This is a genomic window from Pseudarthrobacter cellobiosi (assembly GCF_023913815.1).
Taxonomy (GTDB): Bacteria; Actinomycetota; Actinomycetes; order Actinomycetales; family Micrococcaceae; genus Arthrobacter; species Arthrobacter cellobiosi.
In genome coordinates, this window is sequence record NZ_JAMXBK010000017.1 from 82,244 (window position 1) to 99,279 (window position 17,036).

Genomic DNA, 17,036 nt, shown 5'->3' on the forward strand with positions numbered 1-17,036 from the left:
GCAGGGAGGGTGTTACTTTTTGATCCAGCCCAGGGTGGACCAGTCCGGAACCTGGGAGAGGCTCTGGAACAGGGACGGGCCGTAGTTGGCCAGGCCGGTGCGGACGAAGGAGATCTGCGGGCCGTTCATCACAACACCCATGGAGAAGTACTTGGCCATGTGCTCCTTTTCAACCTCCATGGCTGCCTTGTTGCGCTCGGCGTTGTCCTCGATGGACGCGAGATCGGCGATCTTCTTGTCCAGTTCGGCGTCGCCAAGACCGTTTTCGTTGACCTTGGAGTCGTAGTACTGCTTGACGGCATCGGTGGAATCCGGGCCAACGGTGTAGCCGGAGACGCTCATGTCGAAGTCGCGGCCGCCGATGACCTTGCCGAAGTCCGCCGAGGCACGCTGGTCAATGCCAACATCCATGCCGCCGGCCTGGAGCTGCTTCTGCAGGGTCTGCGTGAAGGCAAGGGTGGTGGGGTCGTCACCGAAGTTGCTGATCTTGAAGGCGGCGGGCTTGCCGTCCTTCTCCATGATTCCGGCGGCGTTCGGCGCGTAACCGGCGTCGGTCAGGACCTTCTTGGCGACGTCCGCGCCGGTTTCCTTCACAGGGTAGTTGTCCTGGTAGTAGTCCGAGAACGGCAGGACCATCATGGAACCGGAGCTGGGCTCTTCCCAGTTCAGGCCATTGAAGCGGACCTTGCGGAGGGCCTCGCGGTCAACTGCGGCGAAGATGGCCTCGCGGACGGCGACGTCGGTGATCTTCTGGGCATTGATGTTCATGCCACCGGCGAAGAGGCGCTGGCCACGGCGGACCTCGGAGTCCTTGGTGCCCTCAAGCTGCTTGTACAGGGCGATGGTGTTGGCAGACATGGCATCGATCTCGCCATTCTTGAAAGCAGCGATCTGTGCGCTGGTTTCCAGCTGGCGGAAGACGACGCTTTCCAGGACCGGCTTGGTGCCCCACCACTTCTCGTTGGGAACCATGGTCACGGTCTTGGCTGCGGCATCGTACTGGTCCAGCTTGAAGGGGCCGGCCATCCATTCCGGGTGAATTTCGCCCACGAAGCCTTCGTTGAAGATGGCAGGCGTGTTCACGGCCGGGTGGATCAGACCGAAGAAGAGCGAATCCACGGGGTAAACCGGCTGGGTGGTCTTGACGATGATTTCTTTGTCGCTGCTGCCAGCCTCGACGGACTCAACGAATTCATAGGCCCCCGAACTCACAATGTCGTAGCCGGCATCCGGGCTCTTCAGGATGTTCCAGGTGTTCTGGAAGGCCTTGATGTCGATCGGGGTGCCGTCGTTGTACGTGGCCTTGTCGTTGACCTTGATGGTGACGGTCTGCTTGCCGTCCACCACCTTGCTCTCCACGGACTCGCAGAAGTCCTTGTTCGGCGTTGCCTTTCCGACGAAGTCGACCTTCCAGCAACCGCCGATGCCGCCACTGTTCACGGCCACCGGGTTGATCGGGGCCATCATCGCGGAGTTGTCCGAGCTGTTGCCGTTGTTGGAGAACCCGTTGAAATCCGGCCCGATGCTGCCCAGCGGCAGGGTGACCTTGCCACCAGGCTCAAGATCAGCGGCTGGCTTCTCGTTGATGCTGATGAGCTTGGCCAGGTCACTGCCCGTTCCCTGCCCCTTGGCGGTTTCCGGTCCGGTGGGTGTTCCTCCACCGCCGCAGGCCGTCAGCGTCAGGGCTGCGGCAATGGCCGCTGCGCCGCCGATCTTGGTCAGATTCCTCATGGTTTTCCCTTCATAGGTGCGGGTGGTGCTTGTGATGGGTCGAAAAAATCTAGGGTGCATGGGGTTCCGCCGTTTCGTGGACCACCAGCATGTGCTCGTCCAGTTCACCATCCGGGAAGAAGCAGGCGAACTGCTGATCCGGTGTAGGCGCCGGGCCGGCTTCCAAAATCTGCACGGCAGCGGAAGGCTGCACGGCCTCGAGCGGGGGCTCCAGGGTCAGGCATTTCTCCTGCTTGGCAGCGGGAAGCGCCGCGAAGACGGGGCAGCGTGTGGCGAAGTTGCAGCCCTTCGGGGCATCCAGCGGAGACGGCAGGTCCCCTTGTAGGATGATCCGCTCCCGCGTGCGCTCGAACTGCGGATCCGGGACAGGGATCGCGGACAGCAGCGCGCGGGTATACGGGTGGCGTGGGTTGTCGAAAACCCGGTCCACCTCCCCGATCTCCACAATCTTGCCCAGGTACATCACAGCCACCCGGTTGGAGATGTGGCGGACCACGGACAGATCGTGGGCCACCATGAGGTAGCTGAGGCCCAGCTCCGCGCGGAGCTTGTCCAAGAGGTTGATGACGCCGGCCTGGACCGAGACATCCAGCGCGGACACGGGCTCGTCCAGGACCACCAGTTTGGGGTTTACGGCCAGTGCCCGAGCGATGCCCACGCGTTGCCGCTGGCCGCCGGAGAACTGATTGGGGAACCGGTTGACGTGGTCCGGCTGCAGGCCCACCAGATTCATCAGTTCCATGATGCGTTTCTTGATGGCCCGCTTATCCATGCCGGCGTTCTGGAGCGGCTCGGCCAGGACCTCGTAGACGGTGAAGCGGGGGTCAAGGGCGCCGGTGGGATCCTGGAAAACCATCTGCATTTCCCTGCGCATGGCGCTTTTGGTCTTGGCGTCGGCGGCTTGCTTGTTGCTGATGCCGCCGATGATCACCTCGCCGTCCTGGTCTTTATGGAACTCCATGATTTCCAGCAGGGTGGTGGTCTTGCCCGAACCGGACTCGCCCACGATGGAGAAGCACTCACCTTCGCGGATGTCGAAGCTCAGGCCGTCCACGGCCTTCACCGTGCCGATGCTCCGCTTGAGCAGGGCACCCTTGGTCAGCGGAAAGTGCTTACGGACATCCCTGAGTTCCAGCACGGTTGAGCGCTCCCCGCGTGGGATGAGGTCAAAGCGCGAGACCGGGACCGGCGGGGCGGAAAAGATCTCGTGGACATCCACGTCCCCGCCGAGGGAACCGGATTTGATGCAGGCCGCCTGGTGGTAGCCAGTTCCCGGAACCGGGCTCAAAGCGGGCTCGCCGTCCAGGCAGGCGTCGGTCACCAGCGGGCACCGCGGCGCGAAGGAGCAGCCGGTGGGGGTGTGGAGCAGGTTCGGCGGAATGCCGTCGATGGGGACCAGCGAGGATTTCTCCGCGACGTCCACCCGTGGCACCGCCCCGAGCAGGCCCATCGTGTAGGGCATCCGGGGATCGTAGTAGATGTCATCCACGCTGCCGGTTTCCACAGGCTTCCCGGCGTACATCACCATGATGTCGTCGGCGATGCCCGCCACCACGCCCAGATCGTGCGTGATCATCACGACGGCGGCGCCCGTTTCCTCCTGCGCCTTATGCAGCACCTCAAGCACCTGGGCCTGGATGGTGACGTCCAGGGCCGTCGTCGGCTCATCCGCGATCAGAACGCGCGGGTTGTTGGCGATGGCGATGGCGATCATCACGCGCTGGCGCATGCCGCCGGAGAACTCGTGGGGAAATGCCCTGAGCCTGTTCCGAGGGCTGGGAATGCCCACCATTGCCAGGAGTTCGACGGCGCGGGTTTCCTTCGCCGCCTTGCTCATGCCCGGGTTGTGGATGGTGAGGGCCTCGGTGATCTGCGTTCCCACCGTGTACACGGGGGTCAGGGAGGACAGCGGGTCCTGGAACACCATGGCGATGTCGTTGCCGCGGTAGGCACACATGGCTTTGTCGCTGAGGCCCAGCAGTTCCTTGCCCTTGAGCCTGACCGAGCCGGAGATCTCGGCAGTGGAGGGCAGTAGGCCCATGATGGCAAGCGATGTTACCGATTTGCCGGACCCGGACTCCCCCACGATTCCCAGCGTCTTGCCGGGCATGAGATCGAAGTTGACGCCCCGAACGGCATGCACAGCCCCGTTTTCGGAGTTGAAGCTGACGTTCAGGTCCCGGACGGACAGGACAGCGTCCGACGGCGAGTGGAGACCGGCGACATGGAGCCGCTCGGCGGCTGTGGAGGCCGGGTCAGCCGGCTCAAGGAAGGTGCTCATTTGCTCTTCTTCTCTGCGCTGTTCTTCTTGGCCCGGCCAACCGAGCTGGAGCTCGGGTCAAAGGCGTCACGCAGGCCATCGTTCATCATGGCCAGGGACCCCGTGAGCAGGAACATCACGGTGAGCGGGACCCAGAACATCCAGGGGAAGGTCTGGACCTGGGACGTGGCGCCGCCAATCAGCACGCCGAGGCTCACATCGGGCACCTTGATCCCGATGCCGATGAAGGAGAAAGCCACTTCGGCCAGGATGGCCCCGGTGACGCCGCGGGTGATGTCCAGGACCAGCAGGGAGCCGATATTGGGGACCAGGTGCCGCCACACGATGCGCCGCGGCGGGACGCCCATGTACTGCGCCGCCTTGACGAAGTCCCGCTGCATCAGCGACATGGACATCGAGCGGATAAGCCGCGCGGTCCCCATCCAGCTGAACACCAGGAGCACGATAATCAGCAGGAGCCAGCTGGGGAGGTTCTTCTTCAGGCCGTCCCCTCCGCCGCTGGTGGCCACCGCCACCACCAGCAGGGCAGGCATCATGATGAGGGCCTCCAGGACGAAGAGCATCACCTTGTCCACTTTGCCGCCGAAATAGGCCATGGTGCAGCCGTAGACCGCGGCAACCAGGACGGACACCAAGCCCACAATCAGGCCGATCATGATGGAGATCCTGGTGCCTTCGACAGTCATGGCGTAGAGGTCAATCCCGGCCTGCGACGTGCCCAGGAAGTGGTCGCCGGAAGGCGGCATGCCGATATTGAACGGGTCGATGGTCTCCTTGTCCCAAGGAGTGAAGAACCCGCCGACGAAGGAGAAGGTGGTGAGGCCCAGGAAAACCGCCAGCCCGGCGACAGCAGTTTTGTTCCGCATAAAGCGGCGGAAAATGATGGTGGACTTGGCGATCACCACGTCGGCATTTTCGAGGTGCGCGTCCTGCGCCACGGCTGCCGGATCAACGGCGTTGAGGTTGGTCATGGCTACTGCACCCTCACTCTCGGGTCAACAAGCGTGGTGGCGAAGTCGGCGAGGATGGCGCCCAGGGCGAAGATGACCGAGCCGTAGGCGAGGGTGGCCGTGGCCGCATTCACATCCTGCAGCGAGATGGCGTCAATGCTCCAGGACCCCACTCCGGGCCAGGCGAAGATCTTCTCGGCGAAGAAGCCGCCGGCGAAGATGGCCGGGATAGTGAAGGCGATGCTTTGGGCGACCGGGATGAAGGAAACCCGGAGGGCGTGCCGGGTGATGGCCTGGTTCCGGGTGAGCCCCTTGGCCCGTGCCGTCCGGACGAAGTCCGCATTGACGTTGTCCAGCAGGTACTGGCGCTGCGCGATCTGGTACGAACCCCAGCCGACGAGCGTGATGGCGATGGTAGGAACTGCATAGTGGGCCACCATGTCCACAAACTGCGCCCACCCGGGTTGCATGCCGGGCGTGGAGATGCCTGTCACGAAGAAGATGCGCTCCCCGACGGTTTCGTTGATGTTGATGGCACCGAGTTGAACCAGGAAGTAGGCAATGGGGGCGGGCACGATGTACGCGAGGTAGCTGTAGGACGTGATCACCCGGTCCTGGAACTTGTACTGCCGGGCCGCCGAGTAGACCCCGAGGGCGACGCCGATGACCAGCGTCAGGATTATGGATGCGAGGAAGAGCCGCGTAGAGATCCACACACGATCCCCGAATTCAGCGTTGATGAAGGCGCCGTTGGGGCTGCGTCCCCAGTCCCAGCGGGTCACGATCCCGGTGAGCCACTCAACGTAGCGCTCCCATGGGCTGAGGTCCGGATCCAGACCCTTCAGGCGCATGGAATTGGCGACCTGCTCGGGGGTGGGACGGGGAATCCGTTCCTGTTCGAGGAGGGCTGGCTTGAGGGAGCTGACCGCCAGGAAATAGCCGGCTGACGTGGTCAGGAAAATCATGAAGACGTAGGTGATGCCGCGCTTGGCGAGGTACCTGATCATGTGGCAGCTACTTCAGGATCGTTGCCGCCGGGATTCTGGAGGAACACTCCAGGGGATGCCCCTGGGCCGGCAACGGATTTTCTGCCTTCACTACATCCACGTTCCAGATCCTTCCGATTTCCCGGCCAGCAACGGGTCTCGCCGCCACCGGGTCCCCACCAGCGTGTAGCCGGCCTCCCGCGACCAGCGCAGAGCAAGTCCGGGTGGACTATGTTGCGGGTCACATTCCAGAGGAAACTACCACAGAGTAGCGTCCGAAATGCGGGCGCCTGCGCGGAATCCGTGCGCTCCGTATCAGATTGTTATGAATAATTCAGTGGAATTGATTTGACTGGACGAGCCACTGGATTTAGGCGTATCCTACCGCCCGCGGACCACCCGCGTGACAAGTTCCCGCCAGGAGTCAGTCAGCCGTTCGGGCGCCAGGCCCTGGACACGGACGGCGTGGAGGAGCCGGTCCGGATCCAGTGTTGCGGTCAGCGACATGGCCATCAGCAGCGGATCCGCATCCAGGCCCTCCTCCCGGAGGAGGAGCTCGATGTGGCGCTGCCACAGCTTGACTGCCGGGACCTCGTAGCGGCTACGGGCCGAAGCCTCGGCCGCCCTCGCCAGGTCCCCATGCTCCATCACATACGCGATCCGCTCCGCACCGAAGGCGATCAGCCGCTCCAGGCCCGGGGCGCCCGGCCCCAAGGGCGGCGGGCCGAACATAAAGCGGGCCTGGAATGCGGCCTCGGAATCGCTCAGCAGAGTCATCATCAGCCCGGCGCGGCTGCCGAATCGGCGGAAGACGGTGCCCTTGCCCACGCCGGCCCGCTCGGCCAGCCTGTCCATGGTCAGGGCGTCCGGGCCACACTCGGCAATCAGCTCCCGCGCCGCGCCCAACAGCCGCTCACGGTTCCGGGCAGCATCACTGCGCTCAGCGGGCGGGCCGGAGAGCGAACCGGGCAGCAGCGGGATAAAGCTCACAGTCCATATCCTAGCCCCGGGAATAATAATCGGACTACGGTCCGTTTAGTCCATGAAGGCACCAAGCCTCCACCCTTCCACCGGCCAGCGGTCCCGCCGCGGCCCACTAAAGGAGTCCGTATGTCGAAGAGCACCGTCCTTACCCTTGTTGGCAGCCTGCGCGCCGAATCCACCAACCAGAAGCTCGCCGAAGCCATCCAGCTGAACGCTCCCGACCAGGTTGACGTGGTCATCCACGAAAGCCTGGGCAACATCCCGTTCTACAACGAGGACATCGACGTCGAGGGCCAGGTTCCTGCCGCTGCCGCCGCCCTCCGCGCAGCCGCCAACGACGCCGACACCATTCTCCTGGTGACCCCGGAACACAACGGCACCGTGCCCGCATCGCTGAAGAACGCCATCGACTGGCTGTCCCGCCCCTTCGGTGCCGGCGCCCTCTCCGGCAAGCCCACCGCCGTCGTCGGTACCGCATTTGGCCAGTTCGGTGGCGTGTGGGCACAGGACGAAGCCCGCAAGGCAGTGGGCATTGCCGGCGCCCAGGTGCTCGAGGACGTCAAGCTCGCCGTCCCTGGCTCCATGGTCCGCTTTGCCGAGCTGCACCCGAAGGACGATGCCGAGGTAGTGGAGCAGATCAAGGGCGTCTTCGACGCACTCGCCGCCGCCCAGCCGGCAGCGTAAGGCAGCCGCACGCAGCAGCGCCAAGCAGCCAAATGCCCCGGCACCGCATGGTGGCCGGGGCATTTGTTATCGCACCGTGAGCGGACTGGCGCTCACGCCCGTACGTGTGACCAAGTCTTGTTCCAACCGGTACCTCGCGGGCATTTTCAGGGCTGAGAGACCGCCGTAACGTTAATGCACGGAAAGCATTCGGGGATGGAACGCGGTGCGGACATGTCAGGCAGGCGGAGCGCCGGAAGGCTGATGGCGACGGCGGCAGCACTTACGCTTCCGCTGTGGCTGGGAGGCTGCGCCCCCACCCCCAACCCGTCTGCCGGGAGCAGTGTCGCGCCCGGCGCAACCACCATTGAACACTCCGACCGCGCCCAGCCGCCCTTGGTTCCAATTCCCCAGCCGCAGGCACCCCCGCCGGTCACCGCTGTGCCCGCCGAAACCACCGGCCCGTCCGCCGCTTCGCCCCCCGAGCCCTCGGGCCACGCCTCCGGCGGGACGCCCGGAACACCCGAGCAGAGCTCCGGCACCACCCCCTCGTCCGGAACGGCTTCGCCCGGAGTCGGCGCGGCATCCGGTACGACTGGTGCCGTCGGAGCAAGCCCCTCGCCGGCCCCCGAGCCCTCGGCGCCGCCCCCGGCCCAGCCGGACCCTGTCCAGTCCGGCGGATCCCAGACGGTGACTGCCTACTACGTACTGCTCGACGACGGCGGGGCGGGAGGTGTGCGCTTTGGCTGCAACGACAGCCTGGCCGGCGCCCGCCGCACCGTGGCCGGATCCGCGGAACCGTTGGCCAACGCCATGCGCGCCCTGCTGGACAGCGCCGCAGAACCTGCCCCCGGCCTGTACAACTCCCTGTCCAGCTCAACCCTGACGTTCCTGTCCGGCACCTTCGACGGCACGGCCGTGACGGTCTACCTGTCCGGCTCGATCCGACCGGCGGGGGTGTGCGACATCCCGCGCATCGAGGCCCAACTCACGCAGACTGCCATCGCCTCGGTGGGCGCCATCCGCGCCGAGGTCTACGTCAACGGCGTGAGGCTCGCCGACGCACTACGCCTCAAGTAGCGCCATTGATCAACAGATGTTGCCTGATCGGCAACTGCTGGCTGTATCCTGAGTATGTGACCCACGAAACACTTGATGCCGGCGCAGTGCAGTTACCGGCCGAAGCCATTGATGCCATCGAGCGCGCGGCCACGTCCGCCCACCGCGCCGCCCATCCCCACGAGGCGCTGTTTTCGGAGCGCGCAGCCAACATTAAGCAGTCAGCAGTGCGGGACGTTTTTGACATCTCGATGCGCCCCGGGCTGGTGTCCCTTGCCGGGGGCAGTCCGTACCTGCAATCCCTTCCGCTTGAGCGGCTGGCCGCCACGGCTGCAAGCATCATCGCCGACGAAGGGCTCACGGCCCTGCAGTACGGCGGCGGGCAGGGCACGGAAGAACTGCGCACCCAGATCTGCGAGGTGATGGCGGCAGAAGGAATTCTGGACGCGCTCCCGCAGAATGTGGTGATCACCGCAGGCTCCCAGTCGGCCCAGGATGTGGCCGCCAAGGTCTTCTGCAACCCGGGGGACGTGGTGCTGGTGGAAAACCCCACCTATGTGGGCGCCCTCAATACCTTTGAGGCCTACCAGGTGGAGGTGGCCACCGTGGAGATGGACGACGACGGCCTGGTGCCTGAGCTGTTGGAGGCCCGGATCGCCGCCCTCCAGACAGCCGGGAAGAACATTAAGTTCCTCTACACCATCCCCAACTTCAACAACCCCTCAGGGATCACGCTGGCACAGGAACGCCGCCAGCGGGTTGTTGATATATGCCGGAACGCGAATATTCTGGTTCTCGAAGATAACCCCTATGGGCTCCTCCGGTTCGACGGGGAGCCGCTGGCACCGCTCCGCGCGGCAAACCCGGCTGATGTCATCTACATGGGGTCCTTCTCCAAGATCTTTGCCCCTGGTCTGCGCATCGGCTGGGCTCTGGTCCCGGAGCACCTCCAGCGGCGCTACTATCTGGCGTCCGAATCTGTCACACTGTGCCCTCCGACCCTGAACCAGATGCTGGTATCCGCCTACCTCCGGGACTATGACTGGAGGGGCCAGATCGAGACCTACCGCGGGCTTTACGCCGAACGGTGCACGGCCATGCTCGCGGCCCTGGACGAACACATGCCTGCGGGCACCAGCTGGACCAGCCCGGAGGGCGGCTTCTTCGTCTGGGTCACGCTGCCGGAGGGCGTGGACACCTATCCCCTGCTGCAGAAGGCGATCGACGCCGGCGTCGTCTTTATCCCGGGGGCTGCCTTCACCTCGTCAGATACGCCGTCCAATAAGCTGCGGCTGGCGTTCAGCGCGGTGCCGCCCGACGCCATCAAGGAAGGTGTCCGCCGCTTGGCCCCGGTACTGCGCGAGGCCCTTACAGCGCTGTAACGTTGGCCGGACTGAGTGTGGCCAAGAATTCATACCGAACAAGGAGTACAAAGCATGAGCGGAATTATTGTTGTCGGGGTTGACGGCAGCGGCACCGCCAAGAAGGCCGCCGAATCGGCCCGGGATCTCGCCGCCGCCGTGGGCGCCTCGCTGCACGTCGTCTCAGCCTTCGACAGCGACCGCACCGAGATCTTCGGCACGGGCAGCGACCAGTGGATCGTTTCCGACGCCGACGGTGCCGAGCATGTTGCCAAGACAGTGGCCGAGGCCCTGGCCGGCTCCATCAAGGTGACCTACTCGGCCGCCCGCGGCAAGCCTGCCGAAGCGCTCATCAAGGAAGCCGAGCGCCTGGACGCCAAGATGATCGTGGTGGGCAACCGGCGGATGCGCGGCATTGGCCGGGTCCTGGGAAGCGTGGCCAACAGCGTGGCCCACAACGCCCCGTGCGACGTCTACATCGCCAACACCTACGACGCCGACTAACTGGCAACGGTCGCGTCATTGCGCTGCTGAATGACGGTTCCGTGGACAGCGCCCCCAACCTCATCGCGCCGGGGCTGCTCCTGCCGGAGACCCTGGAGAGCGTGCTGCGCGGCGACTGGAAATTCTTCGCGGCCCTCTCAGGCATTGCCTTGGTTCTGGGCGGCCTGATGTTCGCCACATTGCCTGCCTTGGCTGGCGCCATGGCGGGTAATCCCGAGATGGTCGAGATGATGACCGCCTACTCCGCCTACGGCTACTGACACTAGGCTTCCGCTAGAGGAGCCAGCCGCGCAGAAGCCACCACAGGACTGCCATCACTATCCCGCCGAACAGCGAACCGGCCACCACCTGCGCCAGGGTGTGCGCGCGGAGCACCACCCGGGACCAGCCGACGGCGGGAACCAACAGGAGTAACGGCAGCGAGGCCGGACCGAGCATCAGGACGGAAATAACTGCCGCCAACGACACCCCCGCCGCGTGACCGCTGATCTTCCAGAAGGGGCTCACGGCGGCCAAGACAATGATGCCGCCGACGATGGCCAGCACCATAACCATCACGCTTCGCGGTGCACCGGCAGCTTGCAGCACCATCAGGCCGGCGACCACGGAGGCCAGCGCCATGAGCAGTACGGGTGCCCGCTGTTTGCGGTTGCTGACGTGGTGGTCCGTGACCTTGCCCAGCCTTACGAGCCCCAGGAGCACGATGAGCGGCAGTATGCACACAAACAGCGCAGCCAAGGCTCCATAGCCGATGGTGCCTGGGAATCCGGCCTCGACCACAGGGCTGATAAGCAGCTGAAGCGTCACCACCACCGGCGGTTGGAACACCTCGGTCAGCCATCTGGCTGTGCGGTTCCTGGACCGAATGGCGGCTTGGTTCACAGTGTTGATGTTCTTAGTCCCGGCGTCCTAATCCAGCAGGAGCGCTGGCTCCTCAAGGATCGCGGCGACGTCGGCCATAAAGCGGGCGGACAGGTCACCGTCGACCACGCGGTGGTCAAACGAGCCGCCGAGCGTTGTGATCCAGCGCGGGATGACCTCTCCATCCAGGACCCAGGGCTTCTGCTTGATGGTTCCGAAGGCAACAATGGCCACTTCACCCGGGTTGATGATCGGCGTTCCGGTATCAATGCCCAGCGCACCGATGTTGGTGATGGTGAGCGTTCCGCCCTGCATTTCGGCGGGCTGGGTCTTGCCCGCCCGGGCTGTGGTGGCCAGGTTGTTCAGGGCCAGTGCCAGTTCCTTGAGCGACAGGTCCTGGGCGTCCTTGATGTTGGGAACCATCAGCCCGCGCGGGGTGGCTGCGGCGATGCCGAGGTTCATGTAGTGCTTGACCTGGATCTCCGCGGCATCGGTCCCGTCCACGTTGTCCACCCAGGTGGCGTTGACGCTGGGGTTCCTGGCTGCAGCCCAAATGACGGCCTTGGCAAGGATCAGCAGCGGTGAGACTTTGATTCCCTCAAAGTCGCGTGAAGCCTTCAGCCGCTTGACGAATTCCATGGTGCGGCTGGCATCAACATCAACAAAGATGCTCACGTGCGGCGCGGAGAAAGCCGACTCCACCATCGCCTTGGCCGTCGCCTTGCGGACGCCCTTGACCGGAATCCGTTCAATCCGCTGGTCCTGCGGCTTGCCTGCCTTGCCCCAGAAGCCCTCGGCCTGGTCCAGCTCTGCATCGCGCTGGGACTGGTAGCTGACCAGGTCCTCGCGCGTGACTTCGCCGCGGGAGCCGGTGGCCACCACATCGGCGAGATCGATCCCCAGATCCCGGGCGATCTTGCGGACGGGAGGCTTGGCCAGGACGCGGTTCACGAGGCCCGTGATCGTTCCGCCGAGAGTGGGCCGGTCATCGACCATTCCGGTGGTTGAGCTCGTCTGGGTCTCGACAGGCTCGACCACCGGGTTTTCGGTGATTGAGCTTGTCGAAATCGCCGGGACCGGTGCTGACCGGGCCTCGGCGGCAGGTGCCGCCTTCCGGGGACGGCGCTTGACGGCGTCGGCCTTGGGGCCCGATCCCACCAGCGGACCGCCGGCCAGGGCACTGCCTGAAGTGCCGTCGTCGTCCGCGGGAAGCTTGCCGTACAACGGCTGGACCGGAGTTGCAGGGGCCGGGACATCGGCCGGCGTCGGGTCACCGGAGACGGCGTCTGAGACGCTGATGATGGCGGTCCCGACGTCGATGGTCACGCCCTCGGGAACCAGCAGCTCGGTGACGGTGCCGGCGAAGGGGGACGGCAGCTCAACGAGCGACTTGGCGGTCTCGATCTCGCACAGAACGTCGTTGATGGCAACGGTGTCCCCCGGCTTGACCTTCCAGGCGACGATTTCCGCCTCGGTAAGGCCTTCGCCCACGTCGGGCAGATTGAACTTGTTCAGAGTCATGATGTCCTCTTTCGCGGCAAGCGTGAGCGGGATGCGTGGGCGGGGAAGGTGCCTGCGCCTAGTAGGCCAGGGCGCGGTCCAGCGCCTCGAGGATGCGGTCGATGTCGGGGAGGTAGTCTTCCTCGACCTTGGCCACCGGGTACGGCATGTGGAAGCCGCCCACCCGGATCACGGGCGCCTCCAGTGAGAGGAATGCCCGTTCGCTGATCCGGGCCGCGATCTCGCCGCCGATGCCGCCGAAGGTCGGTGCCTCATGCGCCACCACGAGCCGGCCTGTCTTCTTGGCGGACGCCGTGACGGTGTCAAAGTCGATCGGCGAAATGGAGCGCAGGTCGATGACTTCGATGCTGTGGCCGTCCTCGGCCGCGGCGTCTGCTGCGGCAAGGGCGACCGGCACGAGCGGGCCGTAGGCCACCACGGTGGCGTCCGTGCCCTCGCGGAGCACGTGAGCTTTGAAGGGATCGGCCGACGCGCCGGGCGACTCCGTGTCAACCTCGCCCTTGAGCCAGTAGCGGCGCTTCGGTTCGAAGACGATCACGGGGTCCTGGCACTCCACGGCCTGCCGGATCATCCAGTAGGCGTCGTGGGCGTTGGACGGTGTAATGATGCGCAGGCCTGCGGTGTGGGCAAACAGCGCCTCGGGTGATTCCGAATGGTGCTCAATGGAGCCGATGCCGCCGCCGTAAGGGATCCGCACAACGACGGGAACGGTGAGGTTGCCGTTGCTGCGGGCGTGCATCTTGGCCAGCTGGGTGGTGATCTGGTTGAAGCCGGGGAACACAAACCCGTCGAACTGGATCTCGCAGACGGGCAGGTAGCCACGCAGGGCAAGGCCGATGGCGGTGCCAATGATGCCGGACTCCGCGAGTGGGGTGTCCACCACGCGGTCCGCGCCGAACTCCGCGAGGAGGCCGTCGGTGACGCGGTAGACGCCGCCCAGGGCCCCGATGTCCTCGCCCATGAGCAGGGTCCTCGGGTTGTTGTCCAGGGTGGCGCGCAGGCCCTCGTTAATGGCCTTGGCTACGGTCATGGTGGTCATCAGCGGGCCACTCCTGTCGCTGCTTCATCCGGGTCCGGGCTGCCAGGTTCAGCGCTGTTGTGCTCCGGCGTTTCGGCGAAGCCTGCGCTGTACTCCTCAAACCAGGCCAATTCCTCGGCCACCAGGGGGTGGGCCTCGACATAGGTGTTGGCGAAGGCGGTCCGGATGTCCGGGGTCTCGAGGTCGTAGGTGGTCTTGCGGACGTAGGCGGCGAGTTCGTCGCCGTCGGCCTTGACCTGGTCAAAGAACGCGTCATCGGCCAGCGCCTGGGCACGGAGGTACTTTTCCAGGCGGTCAAGCGGATCCTTGGCCCGCCATATGGTTTCCTCGGCGGATTCCCGGTACTTCGTGGGGTCATCAGCCGTGGTGTGCGCACCGACGCGGTAGGTGAACGCCTCGATCAGCACCGGCCCCTTGCCCTCGCGGGCATGTTCGAGCGCCCACTCGGTCACGGCGTGGACGGCGATCGCATCGTTGCCGTCCACCCGGATTCCCGGGAAACCGTAACCCTTGGCGCGGTTGGACAGCGGAATGCGGGTCTGCACCGAGCTGGGAACGGAGATGGCCCAGTGGTTGTTCTGGCAGAAGAACACCACCGGCGCGTTGTAGGAGGCGGCGAACACCATGGATTCGTGGACATCGCCCTCGGAACTGGCCCCGTCACCGAAGTAGACCATCACCGCGGCCTTGGGCTCGGCCGGCCGGTCCTGCGCCCCATCAGCGGCGACTGCGGCGGCCGCCTTCTGGTCCCGCTGGATCCCCATTGCGTAGCCGACGGCATGCGGCGTCTGCGCGGCGAGGACCAGGGTGTAGAGATGGAAGTTGGTGTCCTTCGGGTTCCAGCCGCCGTTCGAAACCCCGCGGAACTGGCGTAGGAGCTCCGCGAGGTCCACATTGCGGGTCAGCGCCACGCCGTGCTCGCGGTAGGTGGGGAAGATGTAGTCCTGCGGCTGGCTGGCCCGCCCGGAGCCGATCTGCGCGGCCTCCTGGCCGGTCAGCGGGACCCACAGGGCCAGCTGGCCTTGGCGTTGGAGTGCGGTTGCCTCCACATCAAAGCGGCGTATCTTGGCCATGTCAGCGTAGAAGCCACGCAGCTTTTCACCGTCCAGCCGATCCGCATACGCGGAGAAGACCGGATCCGTCCCCAGGGTCCCGTCAGGCGCCAGCAGCTGCACCATAGGCTCGACGGGACTGCCCAGTTGGGCCTCGGCCTCAGCCTCGAGTTGGTCGTCTGCCGCTGTCTCATCGAACTCGGTGGAGGGCAGATGTGTGGCGCCCATACCGTCTCCTTGCTTGCCGCATGCGGATGCATTGCAATGTCGCTGGGATATATGCCGCTAGAGGAATGCATTCCCGTGTTGGCATATATATTGGCTTACTGGTCCTTACTTTATCTTCAGTAGGTGCCGCTCCTGATGCATGTTAAGCGCTAGGAACGTCGTGGCGCCTTTGTATAGTTTGCACAGAGATCGAGGAACCGGCTGTTGGCCTCTGCCTCGCCGATGCTGACCCGCACGCCTTCGCCGCCGAAGGCTCGCACCGAAAGCGCCTGCGTGCCCGCCAGTTCGGCAAATTCCGAGCTGTTTTCGCCCAGGTTCAACCAGACGAAGTTGCCCTGCGCCTCGGGTACGAACCAGCCGAGTTCGCGCAGTCCGGAGGTTACGCGGGTTCGTTCGTCCACGATGCTTTGTACCCTTTCTACAACCAGGGGGTAATTCTGCAGCGACACAATGGCTGCATTTTCAGCGATCTGTGACACGGCGAAGGGTGTGGCCGCCACGCGCAAGTACTGGGTCAGCACAGGGTTCGAGACGCTGTAGCCCACGCGCAGGCCGGCCAGCCCGTGCGCCTTGGAGAACGTCCTGAGTACAACAACGTTCGGGTATTTGCGGTACATCGCGATGCCGTCCACGGCATCGTTGGCGCGGACGAACTCCTGGTACGCCTCATCAATCACCACCACGACGTCGGACGGGACCGCCTGGATGAACCGCTCCGTTTCGGCAGTGGTCAGGATGGGGCCGGTGGGGTTGTTCGGGGTGCAGAGCAGGATGACTTTGGTGCGGACCGTTACGGCTGCAGCCATGGCATCCAAGTCGTGGCGTCCCTCGGCCGTCAGCGGAATGCGGACGCTCTCCGCACCCACAAGGCCCACGCTGATGGGATACGCCTCGAAGGACCGCCACGCATAGATCACCTCGTCCGCTTTGCCGTCGTCGTTCTGGCCGGCGAACGTGGACAGCAACTGGTTGAGGGCGCCAAGGCTTCCGGCGCCGGTGACCACGTCCTCGGCCGGCACTGCCAGGAACTCGGCGAGCGCCGCACGAAGCTTGCTGCTGAGGGGATCGGGGTAGCGGTTGAAGTCCGTCTGGTTGGAAATTGCCTCCAGCACTGCAGGAAGAGGGGGTAGGGGGTTCTCGTTGGAGGACAGCTTGTAGCTGGCCAGCCCGTCCACAGCGACGGGAGGCTTTCCTGCGGCGTACCGGGGTAGCCGGCCAACCACGGGGCGCGGCTGGATTTCGCCAGGCAGGATCTCTGATGAAGTCATGCAAACTAGCCTACTTCGCCTGAACGGCAGGGGTTGGGCGGGCGCACAGGCGGGGCTCAGGGGCAGTGTGACAGCATGGGCGTATGCGCTCTTTTATTGTTCGAGTCCTCATCAACGGGCTGGCCCTCTGGATTGCCAGCTGGATACTGCCGGGCCTGGATATCTCAACTTCCGCCACTACCGAGGTGGTGGCCACCACGGGCGTCACGCAGGGCACGGAGACCATCGGCGTCGTTCTCGCGTACCTGTTTATCGGGTTGATCTTCGGCGTGGTGAACGCGTTTGTCCGCCCCCTGGTCAGCTTCCTGTCCTTGCCCATTACCATCCTCACGCTGGGCCTGTTCACCATCGTCATCAACGCCGCCATGCTGTATCTGACGTCCTGGCTCAGCAGTTACACGCCGGTGAACTTCACCATCGACTCGTTCTTCTGGACGGCCGTACTCGCGGCCATCATCATCACGCTCATTTCGCTGGTTGCCGGGCGGCTGACAGGCGCCGGCAAGCGCTGACCGGCGAGCCAGATCTGCTCGGCCGGATTGCCTAGC

The 17,036-nt window shown here is 64.7% G+C and carries 16 protein-coding genes; 6 read left to right on the top strand and 10 right to left on the bottom strand.

The window, feature by feature from the left end; translation table 11 throughout:
- Positions 1 to 12 precede the first annotated feature (12 nt).
- From NG701_RS03310 to NG701_RS03330, 5 genes are all read right to left on the bottom strand, one after another.
- Entirely contained in the window at positions 13 to 1,731 is a 1,719-nt protein-coding gene (locus NG701_RS03310; RefSeq protein ID WP_252564517.1) for an ABC transporter family substrate-binding protein, read from the bottom strand.
- 49 nt (positions 1,732 to 1,780) lie between these two features.
- Positions 1,781 to 4,012 carry an ABC transporter ATP-binding protein gene (locus tag NG701_RS03315; protein ID WP_252564519.1) on the bottom strand — a complete coding sequence of 744 codons (2,232 nt, stop codon included), beginning with the start codon at positions 4,010 to 4,012 and terminating at the stop codon, positions 1,781 to 1,783.
- On the bottom strand, positions 4,009 to 4,983 hold the full coding sequence (locus tag NG701_RS03320; RefSeq protein ID WP_252564520.1) for an ABC transporter permease: 975 nt from the start codon (positions 4,981 to 4,983) through the stop codon (positions 4,009 to 4,011). Before NG701_RS03320 ends, NG701_RS03315 begins: the two co-directional genes overlap by 4 nt.
- 2 nt (positions 4,984 to 4,985) lie before the next feature.
- On the bottom strand, positions 4,986 to 5,969 hold the full coding sequence (locus NG701_RS03325; RefSeq protein WP_252564522.1) for an ABC transporter permease: 984 nt from the start codon (positions 5,967 to 5,969) through the stop codon (positions 4,986 to 4,988).
- Positions 5,970 to 6,329: 360 nt separating this feature from the next.
- Positions 6,330 to 6,938 (bottom strand): TetR/AcrR family transcriptional regulator, encoded by a 609-nt coding sequence (locus NG701_RS03330; protein ID WP_252564524.1) that lies wholly within the window; start codon positions 6,936 to 6,938, stop codon positions 6,330 to 6,332.
- 120 nt (positions 6,939 to 7,058) lie between these two features.
- Here NG701_RS03330 and NG701_RS03335 point away from each other — a divergent pair, with 120 nt between their 5' ends.
- The 5 genes from NG701_RS03335 (at position 7,059) to NG701_RS03355 (ending at position 10,779) form a co-directional block, all read left to right on the top strand.
- Complete coding sequence (locus tag NG701_RS03335) at positions 7,059 to 7,616, top strand: NAD(P)H-dependent oxidoreductase (RefSeq protein WP_252564526.1); 558 nt, start codon at positions 7,059 to 7,061, stop codon at positions 7,614 to 7,616.
- A gap of 195 nt (positions 7,617 to 7,811) precedes the next feature.
- Positions 7,812 to 8,675, top strand: a complete 864-nt coding sequence (locus NG701_RS03340; protein ID WP_252564528.1) for a hypothetical protein — start codon at positions 7,812 to 7,814, stop codon at positions 8,673 to 8,675.
- 56 nt (positions 8,676 to 8,731) lie between these two features.
- Complete coding sequence (locus tag NG701_RS03345) at positions 8,732 to 10,036, top strand: aminotransferase-like domain-containing protein (protein WP_252564530.1); 1,305 nt, start codon at positions 8,732 to 8,734, stop codon at positions 10,034 to 10,036.
- A gap of 54 nt (positions 10,037 to 10,090) precedes the next feature.
- The gene (locus NG701_RS03350) at positions 10,091 to 10,519 is read left to right on the top strand and encodes a universal stress protein (protein ID WP_252564531.1); all 429 of its coding nucleotides are present in this window, start codon (positions 10,091 to 10,093) and stop codon (positions 10,517 to 10,519) included.
- Positions 10,520 to 10,560: 41 nt separating this feature from the next.
- Positions 10,561 to 10,779 (top strand): hypothetical protein, encoded by a 219-nt coding sequence (locus NG701_RS03355; RefSeq protein WP_252564534.1) that lies wholly within the window; start codon positions 10,561 to 10,563, stop codon positions 10,777 to 10,779.
- Between the two features lie 13 nt (positions 10,780 to 10,792).
- Here NG701_RS03355 and NG701_RS03360 read toward each other — a convergent pair whose 3' ends face one another.
- From NG701_RS03360 to NG701_RS03380, 5 genes are all read right to left on the bottom strand, one after another.
- Positions 10,793 to 11,401 (bottom strand): phosphatidic acid phosphatase, encoded by a 609-nt coding sequence (locus NG701_RS03360; protein ID WP_252564535.1) that lies wholly within the window; start codon positions 11,399 to 11,401, stop codon positions 10,793 to 10,795.
- A gap of 27 nt (positions 11,402 to 11,428) precedes the next feature.
- Complete coding sequence (locus tag NG701_RS03365; RefSeq protein ID WP_252564537.1) at positions 11,429 to 12,901, bottom strand: dihydrolipoamide acetyltransferase family protein; 1,473 nt, start codon at positions 12,899 to 12,901, stop codon at positions 11,429 to 11,431.
- Positions 12,902 to 12,959: 58 nt separating this feature from the next.
- Positions 12,960 to 13,940: an alpha-ketoacid dehydrogenase subunit beta gene (locus tag NG701_RS03370; RefSeq protein WP_252564539.1), complete on the bottom strand. Its 981-nt coding sequence runs from the start codon at positions 13,938 to 13,940 to the stop codon at positions 12,960 to 12,962.
- Complete coding sequence (locus NG701_RS03375; protein WP_252564541.1) at positions 13,940 to 15,220, bottom strand: thiamine pyrophosphate-dependent dehydrogenase E1 component subunit alpha; 1,281 nt, start codon at positions 15,218 to 15,220, stop codon at positions 13,940 to 13,942. The genes NG701_RS03370 and NG701_RS03375 overlap by 1 nt, the downstream gene beginning before the upstream one ends.
- A gap of 149 nt (positions 15,221 to 15,369) precedes the next feature.
- A complete protein-coding gene (locus NG701_RS03380; protein ID WP_252564543.1) occupies positions 15,370 to 16,488 on the bottom strand; it encodes a histidinol-phosphate transaminase in 1,119 nt (372 codons plus the stop codon).
- 83 nt (positions 16,489 to 16,571) lie between these two features.
- Here NG701_RS03380 and NG701_RS03385 point away from each other — a divergent pair, with 83 nt between their 5' ends.
- Positions 16,572 to 17,000, top strand: coding sequence for a phage holin family protein (locus NG701_RS03385; RefSeq protein ID WP_252564545.1), 429 nt, complete (start codon positions 16,572 to 16,574; stop codon positions 16,998 to 17,000).
- The last annotated feature ends 36 nt before the right edge of the window (positions 17,001 to 17,036 follow it).

What these genes read in the sequence shown, in the direction of transcription:
- NG701_RS03310 (WP_252564517.1), bottom strand. Translation starts at nt 1,731, where the DNA reads ATGAGGAATCTGACCAAGATCGGCGGCGCAGCGGCCATTGCCGCAGCC.
- NG701_RS03315 (WP_252564519.1), bottom strand. Translation starts at nt 4,012, where the DNA reads ATGAGCACCTTCCTTGAGCCGGCTGACCCGGCCTCCACAGCCGCCGAG.
- NG701_RS03320 (WP_252564520.1), bottom strand. Translation starts at nt 4,983, where the DNA reads ATGACCAACCTCAACGCCGTTGATCCGGCAGCCGTGGCGCAGGACGCG.
- NG701_RS03325 (WP_252564522.1), bottom strand. Translation starts at nt 5,969, where the DNA reads ATGATCAGGTACCTCGCCAAGCGCGGCATCACCTACGTCTTCATGATT.
- NG701_RS03335 (WP_252564526.1), top strand. Translation starts at nt 7,059, where the DNA reads ATGTCGAAGAGCACCGTCCTTACCCTTGTTGGCAGCCTGCGCGCCGAA.
- NG701_RS03340 (WP_252564528.1), top strand. Translation starts at nt 7,812, where the DNA reads ATGGAACGCGGTGCGGACATGTCAGGCAGGCGGAGCGCCGGAAGGCTG.
- NG701_RS03350 (WP_252564531.1), top strand. Translation starts at nt 10,091, where the DNA reads ATGAGCGGAATTATTGTTGTCGGGGTTGACGGCAGCGGCACCGCCAAG.
- NG701_RS03365 (WP_252564537.1), bottom strand. Translation starts at nt 12,901, where the DNA reads ATGACTCTGAACAAGTTCAATCTGCCCGACGTGGGCGAAGGCCTTACC.
- NG701_RS03370 (WP_252564539.1), bottom strand. Translation starts at nt 13,940, where the DNA reads ATGACCACCATGACCGTAGCCAAGGCCATTAACGAGGGCCTGCGCGCC.
- NG701_RS03375 (WP_252564541.1), bottom strand. Translation starts at nt 15,220, where the DNA reads ATGGGCGCCACACATCTGCCCTCCACCGAGTTCGATGAGACAGCGGCA.
- NG701_RS03380 (WP_252564543.1), bottom strand. Translation starts at nt 16,488, where the DNA reads ATGACTTCATCAGAGATCCTGCCTGGCGAAATCCAGCCGCGCCCCGTG.
- NG701_RS03385 (WP_252564545.1), top strand. Translation starts at nt 16,572, where the DNA reads ATGCGCTCTTTTATTGTTCGAGTCCTCATCAACGGGCTGGCCCTCTGG.